The 16,205-nt window shown below is 71.4% G+C and carries 13 protein-coding genes; 1 reads left to right on the top strand and 12 read right to left on the bottom strand.

Features of this window, described 5'->3' with window-relative positions; translation table 11 throughout:
- Window positions 1-463: 463 nt before the first annotated feature.
- Window positions 464-3,607 carry an isoleucine--tRNA ligase gene (gene ileS / locus IF73_RS0113460; protein WP_031007137.1) on the top strand — a complete coding sequence of 1,048 codons (3,144 nt, stop codon included), beginning with the start codon at window positions 464-466 and terminating at the stop codon, window positions 3,605-3,607.
- Between the two features lie 172 nt (window positions 3,608-3,779).
- Here ileS and IF73_RS0113455 read toward each other — a convergent pair whose 3' ends face one another.
- From IF73_RS0113455 to IF73_RS0113400, 12 genes are all read right to left on the bottom strand, one after another.
- Window positions 3,780-4,847 carry a DivIVA domain-containing protein gene (locus IF73_RS0113455; protein WP_031007135.1) on the bottom strand — a complete coding sequence of 356 codons (1,068 nt, stop codon included), beginning with the start codon at window positions 4,845-4,847 and terminating at the stop codon, window positions 3,780-3,782.
- Window positions 4,848-4,902: 55 nt separating this feature from the next.
- The gene (locus IF73_RS0113450; RefSeq protein WP_031007132.1) at window positions 4,903-5,193 is read right to left on the bottom strand and encodes a YggT family protein; all 291 of its coding nucleotides are present in this window, start codon (window positions 5,191-5,193) and stop codon (window positions 4,903-4,905) included.
- Window positions 5,194-5,273: 80 nt separating this feature from the next.
- Window positions 5,274-5,894: a cell division protein SepF gene (locus tag IF73_RS0113445; RefSeq protein ID WP_031007130.1), complete on the bottom strand. Its 621-nt coding sequence runs from the start codon at window positions 5,892-5,894 to the stop codon at window positions 5,274-5,276.
- A 121-nt stretch (window positions 5,895-6,015) separates the two neighbouring features.
- Window positions 6,016-6,735, bottom strand: a complete 720-nt coding sequence (locus IF73_RS0113440; protein WP_031007128.1) for a YggS family pyridoxal phosphate-dependent enzyme — start codon at window positions 6,733-6,735, stop codon at window positions 6,016-6,018.
- Between the two features lie 5 nt (window positions 6,736-6,740).
- Window positions 6,741-7,475 carry a peptidoglycan editing factor PgeF gene (gene pgeF / locus IF73_RS0113435; RefSeq protein WP_031007126.1) on the bottom strand — a complete coding sequence of 245 codons (735 nt, stop codon included), beginning with the start codon at window positions 7,473-7,475 and terminating at the stop codon, window positions 6,741-6,743.
- Complete coding sequence (ftsZ, locus tag IF73_RS0113430) at window positions 7,472-8,686, bottom strand: cell division protein FtsZ (RefSeq protein ID WP_031007123.1); 1,215 nt, start codon at window positions 8,684-8,686, stop codon at window positions 7,472-7,474. Before ftsZ ends, pgeF begins: the two co-directional genes overlap by 4 nt.
- Before the next feature lie 278 nt (window positions 8,687-8,964).
- The gene (locus tag IF73_RS0113425) at window positions 8,965-9,768 is read right to left on the bottom strand and encodes a cell division protein FtsQ/DivIB (protein WP_031007119.1); all 804 of its coding nucleotides are present in this window, start codon (window positions 9,766-9,768) and stop codon (window positions 8,965-8,967) included.
- Window positions 9,769-9,793: 25 nt separating this feature from the next.
- Entirely contained in the window at window positions 9,794-10,888 is a 1,095-nt protein-coding gene (gene murG / locus IF73_RS0113420) for an undecaprenyldiphospho-muramoylpentapeptide beta-N-acetylglucosaminyltransferase (protein ID WP_031007117.1), read from the bottom strand.
- A 6-nt stretch (window positions 10,889-10,894) separates the two neighbouring features.
- Window positions 10,895-12,235, bottom strand: a complete 1,341-nt coding sequence (ftsW, locus tag IF73_RS0113415; protein ID WP_031007115.1) for a putative lipid II flippase FtsW — start codon at window positions 12,233-12,235, stop codon at window positions 10,895-10,897.
- Window positions 12,236-12,290: 55 nt separating this feature from the next.
- Window positions 12,291-13,730 (bottom strand): UDP-N-acetylmuramoyl-L-alanine--D-glutamate ligase, encoded by a 1,440-nt coding sequence (murD, locus tag IF73_RS0113410; protein ID WP_031007113.1) that lies wholly within the window; start codon window positions 13,728-13,730, stop codon window positions 12,291-12,293.
- Entirely contained in the window at window positions 13,712-14,782 is a 1,071-nt protein-coding gene (mraY, locus tag IF73_RS0113405; RefSeq protein ID WP_031007111.1) for a phospho-N-acetylmuramoyl-pentapeptide-transferase, read from the bottom strand. The genes murD and mraY overlap by 19 nt, the downstream gene beginning before the upstream one ends.
- Window positions 14,779-16,203 (bottom strand): UDP-N-acetylmuramoyl-tripeptide--D-alanyl-D-alanine ligase, encoded by a 1,425-nt coding sequence (locus IF73_RS0113400; RefSeq protein WP_031007110.1) that lies wholly within the window; start codon window positions 16,201-16,203, stop codon window positions 14,779-14,781. The genes mraY and IF73_RS0113400 overlap by 4 nt, the downstream gene beginning before the upstream one ends.
- Window positions 16,204-16,205 lie beyond the last annotated feature (2 nt).

Genomic DNA, 16,205 nt, shown 5'->3' with positions numbered 1-16,205 from the left:
GCCCGCCCCGCGGCCCTCGGCGCGCACCCGTCGGAAGAGGTGCCCAACTCCCCGCCGGGTTATCCGCCCGCCCGCTCCCCCACATGGCCCCCGGCAACCCCGGACCGCCCCCTGTGCCATTCGGGTCACCGGCAATCCGGTCGGCCCGGTGCCCCCGCGCCCCGTACACTGGCCTCAGCGAGAGGCGTCGATGGGGACCAGTAGCGTCGTACGCGAGCCATGAGCGACCCGGGGACGGTGAGAGCCCGGGGGCGAGCCCGATGCGAAGCATCACCCCGGAGCTGCCGGAAGAAAGCCGCGTGGACACGCACCACGAAGCGCGGTGACTAGACCCGGTGTCGCGACCCCAATGAGGGGGCTTCGGACGGTCACGTCCGGGGCCAAGGAGGGTGGTACCGCGGGAGCACGGCTCTCGTCCCTCCGACGGAAGCAGGAAATGTCCGTCCGGAGGAGAGTCCGCCGCATGACCACGCCGCAGTACCGCCAGGTGCCCGCCCAGGTCGACCTGTCCGCGCTCGAGCACGCCGTGCTCGACTTCTGGCAGGAGAACAAGGTCTTCGCCAAGACCCTGGAGCAGTCCGAGGGCCGCCCCGAATGGGTCTTCTACGAGGGCCCGCCGACCGCCAACGGCATGCCCGGCGCCCACCACATCGAGGCCCGCGTCTTCAAGGACGTCTTCCCCCGCTTCCGCACCATGCGCGGCTACCACGTCGCCCGCAAGGCCGGCTGGGACTGCCACGGCCTCCCGGTGGAGCTCGCCGTCGAGAAGGAGCTCGGCTTCTCCGGCAAGAAGGACATCGAGGCGTACGGCATCGCGGAGTTCAACGCGAAGTGCCGCGAGTCGGTGACCCGCCACACCGACGCCTTCGCCGAGCTCACGACCCGCATGGGCTACTGGGTCGACCTCGACGACGCCTACCGCACCATGGACCCCTCGTACATCGAGTCGGTCTGGTGGTCGCTCAAGCAGATCTTCGACAAGGGCCTGCTCGTCCAGGACCACCGCGTCGCCCCCTGGTGCCCCCGCTGCGGCACCGGCCTCTCCGACCACGAGCTCGCCCAGGGCTACGAGACGATCGTCGACCCCTCGGTCTTCGTCCGCTTCCCGCTGACCTCCGGCCCGCTCGCCGGCAAGGCCGCGCTCCTCGTCTGGACGACCACCCCGTGGACCCTGGTGTCCAACACGGCCGTCGCCGCCCACCCCGAGGTCACCTACGTCGTCGCCACCGACGGCGACGAGCGCCTGGTCGTCGCCGAGCCGCTGCTCGACAAGGCCCTCGGCGAGGGCTGGGTCACCACCGGCGAGTCCTTCACCGGCAAGGAGATGGAGCGCTGGGCCTACCAGCGCCCCTTCGAGCTCGTCGAGTTCCCCGCCGAGGCGCACTACGTCGTCAACGCCGAGTACGTCACCACCGAGGACGGCACCGGTCTCGTCCACCAGTCCCCCGCCTTCGGCGAGGACGACCTCAAGGTCTGCAAGGCGTACGGCCTGCCGATGGTCAACCCGGTCCGCCAGGACGGCACCTTCGAGGAGGACCTGCCGCTGGTCGGCGGCGTCTTCTTCAAGAAGGCCGACGAGGCGCTCACCGCCGACCTCGACGCGCGCGGCCTGCTCTACAAGCACGTGCCGTACGAGCACAGCTACCCGCACTGCTGGCGCTGCCACACGGCCCTGCTCTACTACGCGCAGCCGTCCTGGTACATCCGGACGACCGCCGTCAAGGACCGCCTGCTGGAGGAGAACGAGAACACCAACTGGTTCCCGGACTCCGTCAAGCACGGCCGCTTCGGCGACTGGCTCAACAACAACATCGACTGGGCGCTCTCCCGCAACCGCTACTGGGGCACCCCGCTGCCGATCTGGCGCTGCGAGGAGGGCCACCTCACCTGCGTCGGCTCGCGCGCCGAGCTGACCGAGCTGACCGGCACCGACCAGTCCTCGCTCGACCCCCACCGCCCCTACATCGACGACGTCACCTTCACGTGCCCGGCCGAGGGCTGCTCCCTCGAAGCCGTCCGCGTCCCCGAGGTCATCGACGCCTGGTACGACTCGGGCTCCATGCCGTTCGCGCAGTACGGCTACCCGTACCAGAACAAGGAGCTGTTCGAGAGCCGCTACCCGGCCCAGTTCATCTCCGAGGCCATCGACCAGACCCGTGGCTGGTTCTACACGCTGATGGCCGTCGGCACCCTGGTCTTCGACAAGTCCTCGTACGAGAACGTGGTCTGCCTCGGCCACATCCTCGCCGAGGACGGCCGCAAGATGTCCAAGCACCTCGGCAACATCCTCCAGCCCATCCCGCTGATGGACCAGCACGGCGCCGACGCCGTCCGCTGGTTCATGGCGGCCGGCGGCTCCCCCTGGGCGGCCCGCCGCGTCGGCCACGGCACCATCCAGGAGGTCGTCCGCAAGACCCTCCTCACGTACTGGAACACGGTCGCCTTCCAGGCCCTGTACGCCCGTACGTCCGGCTGGGCGCCGTCCGCCGCCGACCCGGCCCCGGCCGACCGGTCCGTCCTCGACAGGTGGCTGCTCTCCGAGCTGAACACGCTCGTCGCCGAGGCCACCGAGGCGATGGAGGCGTACGACACCCAGCGCACCGGCAAGCTCCTCTCCGCCTTCGTCGACGACCTCTCCAACTGGTACGTGCGCCGCTCCCGCCGCCGCTTCTGGCAGGGCGACAAGGGCGCGCTGCGGACCCTCCACGAGGTCGTCGAGACCGTCACCCGCCTGATGGCCCCGCTGACCCCCTTCATCACGGAGCGGGTCTGGCAGGACCTGGTCGTCCCGGTCACCCCGGGCGCCCCCGAGTCGGTCCACCTCGCCACCTGGCCGGAGGCCGACGCCGCCCTCATCGACGGCACCCTCTCCGAACAGATGGGCCTCGTCCGCCGGCTCGTCGAGCTCGGCCGCGCCACCCGCGCCGAGTCCGGCGTGAAGACCCGCCAGCCGCTCTCCCGCGCGCTGGTGGCGGCGAACGGCTTCGCGGCGCTCTCCCCCGAGCTCCAGGCGCAGATCACGGAGGAGCTGAACGTCTCCTCCCTGGCCTCCCTCTCCGAGGTGGGCGGCTCGCTGGTCGACACCACGGCCAAGGCGAACTTCCGCGCCCTCGGCAAGCGCTTCGGCAAGGGCGTCCAGGACGTCGCCAAGGCCGTGGCCGCGGCCGACGCGGCGGCGCTGGCGCTGGCCCTGCGGGACGGCGAGGCTCCCCTCGAGGTGAACGGCGAGACGATCACCGTCACCCCCGAGGAGATCATCATCACGGAGACCCCGCGCGAGGGCTGGTCGGTCGCCTCCGACTCCGGCGCGACGGTCGCGCTGGACCTGGAGATCACCCCCGAGCTGCGCCGCGCCGGCCTGGCCCGTGACGCGATCCGCCTGATCCAGGAGGCCCGCAAGAACAGCGGCCTCGACGTCGCCGACCGCATCGCGCTGCGCTGGGTCTCGACCTCCCCGGAGACGACGGAGGCGCTCCAGGCCCACGCGGACCTGATCGCGGACGAGGTCCTGTCCACGGACTACGCGGAGGGCGCCCCCTCCGACGGCTACGGCCCCGCCTTCACGGACGAGCCCCTCGCCCTCACCTTCCACCTCCGGAAGGTCTGACCCACACGCGTAAGGGCCCCGCACTCCCTCGGGAGTGCGGGGCCCTTACGCGTGCCACGGGGCGGGCGTGCACCCGCCCCGGGCACGGCGAAGGGCCAGGGGCTGGAGTCGCTCCAGTCCTGGCCCTTCGGCTGCCGACGGCTACGTGCTCAGCGCACGCTCAGGCGCCGCCTCAGTTGTCGTCCTCGTCGATCAGAAAGCCCCGCATCGGCGCCGGCGCCTGCTGCATCGGCTGCGGCGCCTGCGGCCGCACCGGTGCCATCGGCTGCGTCATCGCCGGGGACATCTGCTGCTGGCCGCCGTAGGACGGGGCACCGCCCATGGACGGGCCGCCGCCCATCGGGCCGTTGCCGCCGTAGGACGGCGCACCGGCACCGGCGGACGCCATGGACGGGGCCGGCGGCAGCGAGGCCGTGGCCGGGGTCCGCGGCGGGGCCAGCGAGTCGTCCGCCTGGGTCTCCAGCTGACGCAGCTGCGACTCCAGGTAGGACTTCAGACGGGTCCGGTACTCGCGCTCGAAGCCGCGCAGGTCCTCGACCTTGCGCTCCAGCGTGGCGCGGGCGGACTCCAGGGAGCCCATCGCGACGCGGTGCTTCTCCTGCGCGTCCCGCTCAAGAGCGTCCGCCTTGGCGCGGGCGTCCCGCTCCAGGCCCTCGGCGCGGGAGCGCGCCTCGCCGACGATCTTGTTCGCCTCGGAGCGGGCCTCGGCGATCGCCTGGTCGGCGGTCTGCTGGGCCAGCGAGAGCACGCGCGCGGCGCTGTCGCCGCCGGGCTGCTGCGGAGGCTGCGGCTGCATCTGCTGCTGCGGGTGGCCCATGGGGCCGCCCTGCATCGGGCCGGGACCCATCGGACCGCCCTGCATCGGGCCGGGACCCATGGGTCCGCCCTGCATGGGGCCGGCGGGAAGCTGAGGAGCGCCGGAAGGCAGCTGCGGCGGGCCCATCTGCGGCGGCTGCTGCTGGACCGGCGGACCGGATATGGCCGCGGGCACGGGCGCGCCGGGACCGACGGGACGGTCCTGCGGCTCCGGCGGCTTGCGCATGGCCTGCTGCTGGTTCTGCGCGGCGGCGCGCGTCGCGGCGGCCAGCTTGGCGCGCAGGTCCTCGTTCTCGCGGAGCAGGCGGGTCAGCTCGGCCTCGACCTCGTCGAGAAAGGCATCGACCTCGTCCTCGTCATAGCCTTCTCGAAGGCGGACGGTCGTGAACTGCTTGTTCCGCACGTCCTCGGGGGTCAGCGGCATCTCTTCTTCACCTCTACGTAGTCGTCGGCAGTCGGCAGGACCGTATCGTCCACACTCACCTCGCGAGGGAGTTCACGACGGAGATGAGGATGTAGACGATGATCATCAGAACGAAGAAGGACAGGTCGAGTGCCACGCCCCCGAGACGCAGCGGCGGGATGAGCCGCCGCAGAAGCTTGAGCGGTGGATCGGTGACAGTGTAGGTGGCCTCCAGAACGACCACCATCGCCTTGCCGGGTTGCCATGAACGGGCGAACTGGAAGACGTAGTCCATGACCAGCCGGAAGATCAGGAAGACGAGGAAGCACATCAGCGCGATGTAGACCACCTGCAGTGCGACACCCATCCCGCGGTTCCCTCTCCCCTGGCTCTCGTGCTCTCAGCTTGCTCCGGCCGCTTCCGCGACCGGTCCGTCCGGTTTCGTTCTCAGCTCTGGTTGAAGAATCCGCCCTCTGCGATCCGGGCCTTGTCCTCCGCCGTGACATCGACGTTAGCAGGCGACAACAGGAACACCTTCTGCGTCACGCGCTCAATGCTGCCATGGAGCCCGAAGACGAGTCCGGCGGCAAAGTCGACAAGTCGCTTCGCGTCCGTGTCGTCCATCTCCGTGAGGTTCATGATCACCGGGGTGCCCTCGCGGAAGTGTTCCCCGATGGTACGGGCTTCGTTGTAGGTCCGGGGGTGCAGTGTGGTGATGCGGTACGGCTCCCGCTCGGACACGACCTTGGGCATGATCACCGGTGCGTTCTTCTCCAGGCTCGGGCGTTCGGGTGTGATGGATGCCACGGGGGCAATTCGGGCCGGACGACCGCTTTCGGCGAGTACCGGGGCAGAGTGGGCGACCGGTTCCCGGGGGGCGGGGGGCTGCACCACGCGCACCGGTTCCTCGCGCTCGATCTGGCGCGGCGGGGTGTGGCGTCGCTCCCGCTCGGGCTCCGGCTCCAGCTCGGGCTCGAAGTCGTCGTCGGGGTCGAAGCCCCGCCCGTCGTACCCATCGTCCTCCACGAGACCGAGGTAGACCGCCATCTTGCGCATCGCGCCGGCCATGCTCCGATTCCTCCGCTCTGTGGTGGATCGGCCTCGTCACCAAGTGCCCGCGATCCACGGGTCACCCCGCCGTTCGCGGAATGACCATATTTTCTGCTGTGGTCCGACCTGCTTCGCGACGTTACCCGAGCTTCGGGCGGACACCGAGTACCGCCGTACCGACGCGTACGTGTGTCGCCCCGGCAGCGATGGCGTCCTCGAGGTCCGCACTCATGCCCGCTGACACCATGTTCGCAGCCGGACGGGTCGCGCGCAGGGCAGTCGACAAATCCATCAGCCGGTCGAAGGCGGCCCGTTGCCTGCCCGCGTACGCGCCGACGAGCGGGGCGACGGTCATCAGGCCGCCGAGCCGCAGTCCGGGCGCCGCGTCGACGGCGGCCGCCAACTCCTCGATCCCGTCCGGCGACACGCCGCCGCGGTCGCCCCGGCCGCCGGCCTCGGCGTCGAGGGCGACCTGGATCAGGCAGCCGAGTTCGCGTCCGGCCCTCTCCGCGGCCGCGGAGAGGGAGGAGACGAGCTTGAGCCGGTCGACGGACTGCACCACATCGGCATAACCCACCACAGATCTGACCTTGTTGGTCTGCAACTGACCGACGAAGTGCCAGGTGAGATCGAGGTCGGCGCAGGCGGCCGCCTTGGGGGCGGCGTCCTGGTCGCGGTTCTCCGCGACGTTCCGCACCCCGAGTCCGTGCAGGATCCGCACGTCGCTCGCCGGGTAGGTCTTGGTGACCACGATGAGGGTCACCTCCTCGCGGGGGCGTCCGGCGGCGGCGCACGCGGCCGCGATCCGCTCCTCCACCCGCGCGAGGTTCTCCGCGAGTTCGGCCTTACGGTCCGTCATGCCTCTTACCTGCCCAACCAGACATATCCCGCGAGTCGCCCTGTGGTGCGATCGCGTCGGTACGAGTAGTGGTCCGGGGACTCCAGGGTGCAGACCCCGGCGTCCTCGACGTCGGTGACCCCGAGCCGGGCCAGCTGGGCGCGGACCCCGGCGGCGACGTCGACGGCGGGGGTGCCCCAGGAGGTCTCGGCGTACGCGTCGGGTTCGACGGCGGCGACCTCGGCGCGCATCGCCTCGGGCACCTCGTAGCAGCGTCCGCAGACGGCGGGTCCGGTGCGGGCGGTGATCCGGCCGGGCTCGGCGCCCAGCTCGGTCATCGCGGCGACGGCGGCGGGGACGACCCCGGCGATCATGCCCGGCCGCCCCGCGTGGGCGGCGGCGACGACCCCGGCGACCGGGTCGGCGAGGAGGACGGGGACGCAGTCCGCGGTGAGGACGGCGAGGCCGAGTCCGCGGCGGGTGGTGACGATCGCGTCGACGGCGGGGACGGCCTCGCCGCCCTCCCAGGCTCCGTCGACCACGGCGACTCCGGCGCCGTGGACCTGGTTCATCCAGACGACGAGCGACGGGTCGAGCCCCAGCTCCCCGGCGGCGCGGGCCCGGTTGGCCCGGACGGCCGCCGGGTCGTCGCCCACGGCGCCGCCGAGGTTGAGCTCCTCGTACGGAACGGCGCTCACCCCGCCCCACCTGTCGGTGAAGGCGAAGTGCGCGCCGTTCGTGGTGAAGCGGTGCCCTATCACTTCAGGAAGTCCGGCACGTCCAGCTCCTCGGCGGGGCTGTCCGTGTACGGGCGGGCCGGCGGGACCACCGGCGGGACGGGCGGCAGCGGGGCCTCGCTGACGGCCGGGGCCGGCTCGGCCGGAGGGGCGACGGGCTCCTCGCGGGGGGTCACCGTGCCGAGGCCGCCGAGCGGGCGGGGCGTCTCGGTGACGCGGGGCGCCGGGGCCGGCTCCTCGCGCTTGGCGGAGACCGAACCGATGATGTTGTCCCGGCGGGCCGGCGGCTGGCCGCCGTCGAAGCCGGCCGCGATGACGGTGACCCGGACCTCGTCGCCGAGGGCGTCGTCGATGACGGCGCCGAAGATGATGTTGGCCTCCGGGTGGGCGGCCTCGCTGACCAGCTGGGCGGCCTCGTTGATCTCGAAGAGGCCGAGGTCGCTGCCGCCGGAGATGGAGAGGAGCACACCGCGGGCGCCGTCGATGGACGCCTCCAGGAGCGGCGAGGAGATCGCCATCTCGGCGGCGGCCACCGCGCGGTCGTCGCCGCGGGCGGAACCGATGCCCATGAGGGCGGAACCCGCCTCGGACATGACCGACTTGACGTCGGCGAAGTCGAGGTTGATCAGACCCGGGGTGGTGATGAGGTCGGTGATGCCCTGGACACCGCTGAGCAGGACCTGGTCGGCCGACTTGAAGGCGTCGAGGACCGAGACCTGGCGGTCCGAGATGGACAGCAGGCGGTCGTTCGGGATGACGATGAGGGTGTCGACCTCTTCGCGGAGCTCGGCGATGCCGTCCTCCGCCTGGTTGGCGCGCCGGCGGCCCTCGAAGGTGAACGGGCGGGTGACCACGCCGATCGTCAGGGCGCCCAGCGAGCGCGCGATGTTGGCGACGACGGGCGCGCCGCCGGTGCCGGTGCCGCCGCCCTCGCCGGCGGTGACGAAGACCATGTCGGCCCCCTTGAGGACCTCCTCGATCTCCTCGCGGTGGTCCTCGGCCGCCTTGCGGCCGACGGCGGGGTTGGCCCCGGCCCCGAGGCCGCGGGTCAGTTCACGGCCGACGTCGAGCTTGACGTCGGCGTCGCTCATCAACAGTGCCTGCGCGTCGGTGTTGATGGCGATGAACTCGACGCCCTTGAGACCGACCTCGATCATTCGGTTGATGGCATTGACACCACCGCCGCCGACACCGATGACCTTGATGACTGCGAGGTAGTTCTGCGGTGCTGCCACGTCGAAGGCCTCTCGCCTCGAGTTACGTGTCGTCATTGCGCGGTGGTTGGCGCGCCGCGACGACGGATGCCGATGGGGTGGTCCGTGCGCCGACCCCAACCCTAACGTTGAAGTTTAGGGTTACCAGTGTCTCTGTTCGCTGGACTCTTCCGAACAGGACACTAAGTCGACAAGCGGCGCGCGTTCAACGAACACGCCGAACCTCCCGTTTTTCTTTTCACCCTATGTGATCACCCGTAGCGCTGGCCAACCAGGGTGCTGGCCAGCGCCGATGCGCGTCAACTCCCCGACGAGGCGGGCGCGCTGGGGGCACTTACGTCGAAGTGCCCCGCTTTGGGGGTCGCCTTCATGAGGGCGGTGAGCACCCGGGCCTTGGCGGGCCCGTGTTCGGCGCTCCCCCAGAAGACGGTGCGATCCCGGGTCAGCTCCAGAGTGACGGAATCGTACGAGGAGAGGCGTACGACACGAGTGTCCTTCGCGATCGCGTCCGGGAGTTCACTCCGAACGCGCACCGCCTCGGCCAGCAGGCGGTCCGCGTCGAACCGCCGCAGGCTGGGCGAAGCGGCCGCGTCGAGGACGAGCCGGGGCACTCCGCGGGGCGGAGTGGTGACGGTCGCGAACGGGACGGCGGCGGAGTCCACTTCGGTGAATGATCCGCGCTTCTCCAGAAGGAGCACCGGTTTCCGTTCGGTCACCTTCAGACCGATTCCGTGCGGCCAGGACCGGAATACGTCGACCGAGGCGATCCGGGGCAGTTTCTCCCTGAGTCGCGCCTCGATGGCTTCGGTGTCGACGGTGACCAGCGGCGCGCCGACCGGGACGGCGGCGACGGCCTCGACCTCGGCCGCGGCGAGCACCTCCGTGCCCGAAGTCTTCACACGTTCCACACGGAACCAGGTCGATCCGTAGAGGGCCCAGACCGTGCCGCCGGCGAGCAGCAGCACGCCGGCGGCGATCAGGGCGAGCCGCAGTCCGGTCGGGCGGAAACGGCCGCGCGTGCCCTCCGGCCGGGGCTGCCGGTCCGACGATCCTGGTCGCTTCCCGGTGCCGCTCTTCTCCGCGGTCGTCGGTCCGGCTGCCACGCGCGCCTCTTCCCTCGGTCCTCCGCTACGCCTGTCGGCGGGCGGCGATCGCCTCGTACACCATGCCGACGAGCAGGTCGTCGGCGTCCCGGCGGCCGAACTCGGAGGCGGCGCGGGACATCTCGTACAGCCGGTGCGGATCGGCGAGCACGGGCAGGACGTTGGCCTGCACCCACTGCGGCGACAGCTCCGCGTCGTCGACGAGGAGTCCGCCGCCGGCCTTGACCACCGGCTGCGCGTTGAGCCGCTGTTCGCCGTTGCCGATGGGCAGCGGCACGTAGGCGGCGGGCAGTCCGACGGCGGAGAGCTCGGCGACCGTCATGGCGCCGGCGCGGCAGAGCATCATGTCGGCCGCGGCGTACGCGAGATCCATCCGGTCCACGTACGGTACCGGCACGTACGGCGGCATCCCGGGCATGTTGTCGACCCGCGGCAGTTCGTTCTTCGGGCCGACCGCGTGCAGGATCTGGATGCCGGAGCGCTGGAGCACCGGGGCGACCTGCTGGACGACCTCGTTGAGCCGGCGGGCGCCCTGGGAGCCGCCGGAGACGAGCAGCGTGGGCAGGCTGGGGTCGAGGCCGAAGGCGGCGCGCGCCTCGGGGCGGACCCGGGCCCGGTCGAGGGTGGCGATGGTGTGCCGCAGCGGGATGCCGATGTAACGGGCGTTGCGGAGCTTGGAGTCCGGGGTGGCGACGGCGACGCCGGCCGCGTACCGGGAGCCGATCTTGTTGGCCAGGCCGGGCCGGGCGTTGGCCTCGTGGACCACGATCGGCACGCCGAGGCGCTTGGCGGCGAGGTAGCCGGGCAGCGCCACGTAACCGCCGAAGCCGACCACGCAGTCCGCCTTGGTCCGCTCCAGGACCTGCTCGGCGGCCTTGATGGTGCCGCGCAGGCGTCCGGGGACGGTGATCAGCTCGGGGGTGGGCTTGCGGGGCAGCGGTACGGCGGGGATGAGCGCCAACTCGTAGCCCCGCTCGGGGACGAGCCGGGTCTCCAGGCCCTTCTCCGTGCCCAGCGCCGTGATGCCCACGCTCGGGTCCTGCCTGCGCAGGGCGTCCGCGAGGGCGAGCGCCGGCTCGATGTGACCGGCGGTCCCCCCGCCGGCGAGTACGACATGCACCGAAATTCACCGCTCTCCGGACGGGCGCTTCTTGACGCGCCGTCGCATCGACTTCCATCTCACCCCGGCCCGCTTGCCCCATCCGGGGCGGCGCATGGCCAGGGCCGCTTTCGCGGCGGGTTCCTGTCGTGCGAACGCGATCAGGAGCCCGACGGCGAACATGGTCGGCAGCAGGGCCGACCCCCCGTACGAGAACAGCGGGAGGGGGACGCCGGCGATCGGCAGCAGACCGAGCACCGCACCGATGTTGATCACGGCCTGGGCCGTGATCCAGGTGGTCACGCCTCCCGCGGCGAATCGAACGAAGGGGTCCTCCGTGCGTCCGGCCACGCGGATACCCGCATAGCCTAGGGCCGCGAACAGGGCGACGACCGACAGCGTCCCCGCGAGGCCCAGTTCCTCACCGGTGACCGCGAAGATGAAGTCGGTGTGCGCTTCGGGCAGTTGGCCCCATTTTTCCACACTCGCGCCGAGCCCGGAACCGAACCATCCGCCCGACGCCAGAGCATAGATTCCGTGCGCGGCCTGGAGGCACGGGGCCCCCTCGCCGCCCGGATCGGTGGCGCCGATGCACTCGAAGCGCCGCATCCGGTTGGGGTTGGTCTTGATCAGCAGCACGCCGATCGACGTGGCCACCACGAGCACGCCGACGAAGAGGCGGGTGGGGGCGCCGGCCGTCCACAGCAGGCCGAAGAGGATCGCGGTGAGGATGATCGCGGTGCCCATGTCGCCGCCGAGCATGATCAGCCCGAGCAGCATGAAGGCGCCGGGGACCAGCGGCACGAGCATGTGCTTCCACTGGGCGAGGAGCTTCGTGTCCTGCTTGCGAGCGAGCAGGTCGGCGCCCCACAGGATCAGGCCCAGCTTGCCGAACTCGCTGGGCTGGAGCATGAACGGGCCGCCCAGCGAGATCCAGTTCTGGTTGCCGCCGACGGAATGCCCTATCCCCGGGATCTGCACGAGCACCATGAGGAAGACCGCGCCGACCAGGATCGGGTAGGCGAGCGCGCGGTGCAGCTTCACCGGCATCCGCGAGGCGACCAGCAGCAGGCCGGTGCCCAGCAGGGCGGCGAAGAACTGCTTGCGGAAGAAGTAGGACGGCACCAGCTCGTAGCGGAGCGCCGTGATCATCGAGGCCGAGTAGACCATCACCAGGCCGAGCGTGGTGATGAGCAGTCCCGCGCCGATGATCACGTAGTACGCCGTCAGCGGCCGGTCCCAGGCCCGCTGCGCCCGCGTGTAGAGCCCGCGTACGCCTCCGCCGCGCGCCCCCCTCGGGGTCGCTGGGACCCGCCCTCCGCCCGGTCGGGCGGAGGGCCGGCGCGTCCCGGCGATCTTGCTCGGCATGGTTCGCTGCCCCCTCCGGTCAGGCCCGGTAGGCCGGACCCTCGCAGTGGTCGGGTCAGGCGTCCCCGGTGGCGGCGAGGGCGCGGACCGCGTCCGCGAACGCCTCGCCCCGCTTGTTGTAGTTGGTGAACATGTCCATCGAGGCGCAGGCCGGGGCCAGGAGGACGGTGTCCCCCGGGCGGGCGAGCCGGGCCGCCTCGCGGACCGCCTCGGACATCGCCCCAGTGTCGGTCCGGTCGAGGTCCACCACCGGGACCTCCGGGGCGTGTCGCGCCAGGGCTTCGCGGATCAGCGCGCGGTCCGCGCCGATCAGCACGGCCCCGCGCAGCCGCTTCGCGGACTTCTGCACCAGCTCGTCGAAGGTGGCGCCCTTGGCGAGGCCGCCGGCGATCCAGACGATCGGGTCGTAGGCGGCCAACGAGGCTTCGGCTGCGTGGGTGTTGGTGGCCTTGGAGTCGTCGACGTAGGTCACGCCCTCGACCTCCTCGACCAGTTCGATCCGGTGCGGGTCGGGGTGGAAGGCCCGCAGCCCGTCGCGTACGGCCTTCGGCTCCACGCCGAAGGCGCGGGCGAGGGCGGCCGCGGCGAGCGCGTTGGCGATGTTGTGCGGGGCCGGCGGCTGCACGTCGGCGACCTCGGCGAGCTCCTGGGCGTTCTTCTGCCGGTTCTCGACGAAGGCCCGGTCGACGAGGATGCCCTCGACGACGCCGAGCTGGGAGGGGCCGGGGGTGCCGAGGGTGAAACCGATGGCCCGGCAGCCCTCCTCGACGTCGGCCTCGCGGACCAGGTCCTCGGTCACCGGGTCGGCCACGTTGTACACGCAGGCGATCTGGTTGCCCTCGTAGATCCGGCCCTTGTCGGCGGCGTACGCCTCCATGGAGCCGTGCCAGTCGAGGTGGTCGGGCGCCAGGTTGAGCACGGCGGCCGAGTGGGCGCGCACGGAGGGCGCCCAGTGCAGCTGGTAGCTGGAGAGCTCGACGGCGAGGACGTCGTACCGCTCCTCGCCGAGGACGGCGTCGAGGAGCGAGACGCCGATGTTGCCGACGGCGGCGGTCCGCAGCCCGGCCGCCTCCAGGATGGAGGCGAGCATCCGGGTCGTGGTGGTCTTGCCGTTGGTGCCGGTGATCGCCAGCCAGGGGGCCGCTCCGGGGCCCCGCAGCCGCCAGGCCAGCTCGACGTCGCCCCAGATCTCCACGCCCGCCTCGGCGGCGGCCGTGAAGAGCGGCTTGCCCGGCTGCCAGCCGGGGGTGGTGACGACCAGCTCGGTGCCGGCCGGCAGGGTCGCGCCGTCGCCGAGGCGGACGGTGATCCCGTCCGCCTCCAGTGCGGCGGCCTGCGTCCGGGAGCGCTCGTCGTCCCCGTCGTTGACCACGGTCACCACGGCGCCGCGGGCGGCCAGGGCCCGGGCGGCCGGGATGCCGGACACCCCGAGACCCGCGACCGTGACCCGCTTGCCCTGCCAGTCCAGCTCTTCGCTCACTTGTCGGCTGCCCATCCCGCGTAGAAGAGGCCCAGGCCCACGATGACGCACATGCCCTGGATGATCCAGAACCGGACGACGACCAGGACCTCGGACCACCCCTTGAGTTCGAAGTGGTGCTGGAGGGGGGCCATCCGGAAGACGCGCTTGCCGGTCATCTTGAACGAGCCGACCTGGATGATCACGGACATCGTGATCAGCACGAACAGGCCGCCGAGCAGGGCCAGCAGCAGCTCCGTACGGGAGCAGATGGCGAGACCGGCGAGCGCGCCGCCGAGGGCGAGGGAGCCGGTGTCACCCATGAAGATCTTGGCGGGCGAGGTGTTCCACCACAGGAAGCCGAAGCAGGCTCCCATCAGCGCGGAGGCCACGACCGCGAGGTCGAGCGGGTCGCGGACCTCGAAGCAGGCGTTCGGGTTGGTGAGGGTCAGCGCGTTGGCGCAGGACTCCTGGAACTGCCACAGCCCGATGAAGGTGTAGGCGCCGAAGACCATCACGGAGGCGCCGGTCGCCAGACCGTCCAGACCGTCCGTCAGGTTCACGCCGTTGGACATGGCCAGGATCATGAAGAGCGCCCAGACCACGAAGAGGACGGGACCGATCGACCAGCCGAAGTCGGTGATGAAGGAGAGCTTGTCGGAGGCCGGGGTCTGGCCGCGCGCGTCCGCGAACTGCAGCGAGAGCACGGCGAAGGCGATGCCGACGATCAGCTGGCCGGCCATCTTCGCCTTGGCCCGCAGACCCAGCGAACGCTGCTTGACGATCTTGATGTAGTCGTCGAGGAAGCCGACCAGGCCCATGCCGGCCATCAGGAACAGCACCAGGACGCCCGAGTACGTCGGGTCCTCGCCGGTGATGACCTTGGCCAGGGCGTACGCGATGAGCGTGGCCAGGATGAAGGAGATGCCGCCCATGGTGGGCGTGCCCTTCTTCCCGAGGTGGCCGCGCGGGCCGTCGTCCCGGATGAACTGCCCGTATCCCTTGCGGGCCAGCAGCTTGATGAGCAGCGGGGTGCCGATCAGGGTCAGGAAGAGGCCGATGGCCCCCGCGAAGAGGATCTGCCTCATCGGCCGGATACCTCGCCCTCAGTGTCGAGCAGCGCCAGGGCGACCTGCTCGAGACCGACCGACCGGGAGGCCTTCACCAGGACCACGTCCCCCGGGCGCAGCTCCCTGCGCAACAGGTCGACAGCCGCCTGCGCGTCGGACACGTGCACCGACTCCTCACCCCACGAACCCTCGTTATAGGCGCCCAGTTGCAGCCAGGACGCTTCCCTGTCCCCGACCGCGACGAGCTTGCTGACGTTGAGCCGGACGGCGAGCCGTCCGACCGCGTCGTGCTCGGCGAGCGACGCGTCACCGAGCTCGGCCATCTTGCCGAGCACCGCCCACGTACGGGCCCCGCGGGCCTGTCCGGCCCGGCCCATGGCCGCGAGCGCGCGCAGGGCGGCTCGCATGGACTCGGGGTTCGCGTTGTAGGCGTCGTTGACGATCGTCACGCCGTCCGGACGCTCGGTGACCTCCATGCGCCAGCGCGAAAGGGAGCCGGCCTCGGAGAGCGCGGTGGCGATCTCCTCGACAGGCATGCCCAGCTCGTGCGCGACGGCGGCCGCTGCGAGCGCGTTCGACACGTGGTGCTCACCGTACAGGCGCAAGGTCACGTCGCTGCACCCGGTGGGTGTGTGGAGCGTGAAAGAAGGCTGTCCGGCCTCCGTGAGACGGACGTTCTCGGCACGTACGGCCGCTTCGTCCGCTTCGCCGAAGAGGGTCACGCGGGCCTTGGTGCGGCTCGCCATCGCGCGGACGAGCGGGTCGTCGGCGTTGAGGACCGCCACTCCGCCGTCCTCGGCGGACGGCAGGGACTCGACGAGCTCGCCCTTGGCCTCGGCGATCTGCTCGCGTCCGCCGAACTCGCCGATGTGGGCGCTGCCCACGTTGAGGACGAGCCCGATCCGGGGCGGGGTGAGCCCGGTGAGGTAGCGGATGTGGCCGATGCCGCGGGCGCCCATCTCCAGGACGAGGTGCCGGGTCTCCTCGGTCGCCCTGAGCGCGGTGAGCGGCAGGCCGATCTCGTTGTTGAGGGAGCCGGGCGTCCAGACGGTGGGCGCGTGGTGGTCGAGGACCTGGGCGATCAGGTCCTTGGTGGAGGTCTTGCCGGCCGAGCCGGTGAGGGCGACGACATCGGTGCCGAGCCGCTCGACGACCGCGCGGGCGAGGGCGCCGAGGGCGCCCTGCACGTCGTCCACGACGATCGCGGGGACGCCGAGGGGGCGGACGGCGAGCACCGCCGCCGCGCCCGCCTCGACGGCGCGCTCCGCGTAGTCGTGGCCGTCGACGCGCTCGCCGGCGAAGGCGGCGAAGAGGCTGCCGGGCTTCACCTCGCGGGAGTCGATGACGACGGGCCCGGTGATCCGGGCGCCCGGATCCGGTATGTCGTGCGCCTGCCCGCCGACGATTTCGGCGATCTCGGCGAGGGAGAGGGCGATCACTG

Source organism: Streptomyces sp. NRRL F-5727, from assembly GCF_000719555.1.
GTDB lineage: Bacteria > Actinomycetota > Actinomycetes > Streptomycetales > Streptomycetaceae > Streptomyces.
Note: the sequence above shows the minus strand (reverse complement) of the source record. Positions and strands in the feature narration are given on the sequence as shown.

Bases quoted from the DNA above. Each gene is read 5' to 3' on its own strand.
- ftsW (WP_031007115.1), bottom strand. From the start codon at position 12,235: ATGCCGAGCAAGATCGCCGGGACGCGCCGGCCCTCCGCCCGACCGGGC.
- mraY (WP_031007111.1), bottom strand. From the start codon at position 14,782: ATGAGGCAGATCCTCTTCGCGGGGGCCATCGGCCTCTTCCTGACCCTG.
- murD (WP_031007113.1), bottom strand. From the start codon at position 13,730: ATGGGCAGCCGACAAGTGAGCGAAGAGCTGGACTGGCAGGGCAAGCGG.
- IF73_RS0113455 (WP_031007135.1), bottom strand. From the start codon at position 4,847: ATGCCGCTGACCCCCGAGGACGTGCGGAACAAGCAGTTCACGACCGTC.
- ileS (WP_031007137.1), top strand. From the start codon at position 464: ATGACCACGCCGCAGTACCGCCAGGTGCCCGCCCAGGTCGACCTGTCC.
- IF73_RS0113450 (WP_031007132.1), bottom strand. From the start codon at position 5,193: ATGGGTGTCGCACTGCAGGTGGTCTACATCGCGCTGATGTGCTTCCTC.
- IF73_RS0113440 (WP_031007128.1), bottom strand. From the start codon at position 6,735: ATGACGGACCGTAAGGCCGAACTCGCGGAGAACCTCGCGCGGGTGGAG.
- IF73_RS0113445 (WP_031007130.1), bottom strand. From the start codon at position 5,894: ATGGCCGGCGCGATGCGCAAGATGGCGGTCTACCTCGGTCTCGTGGAG.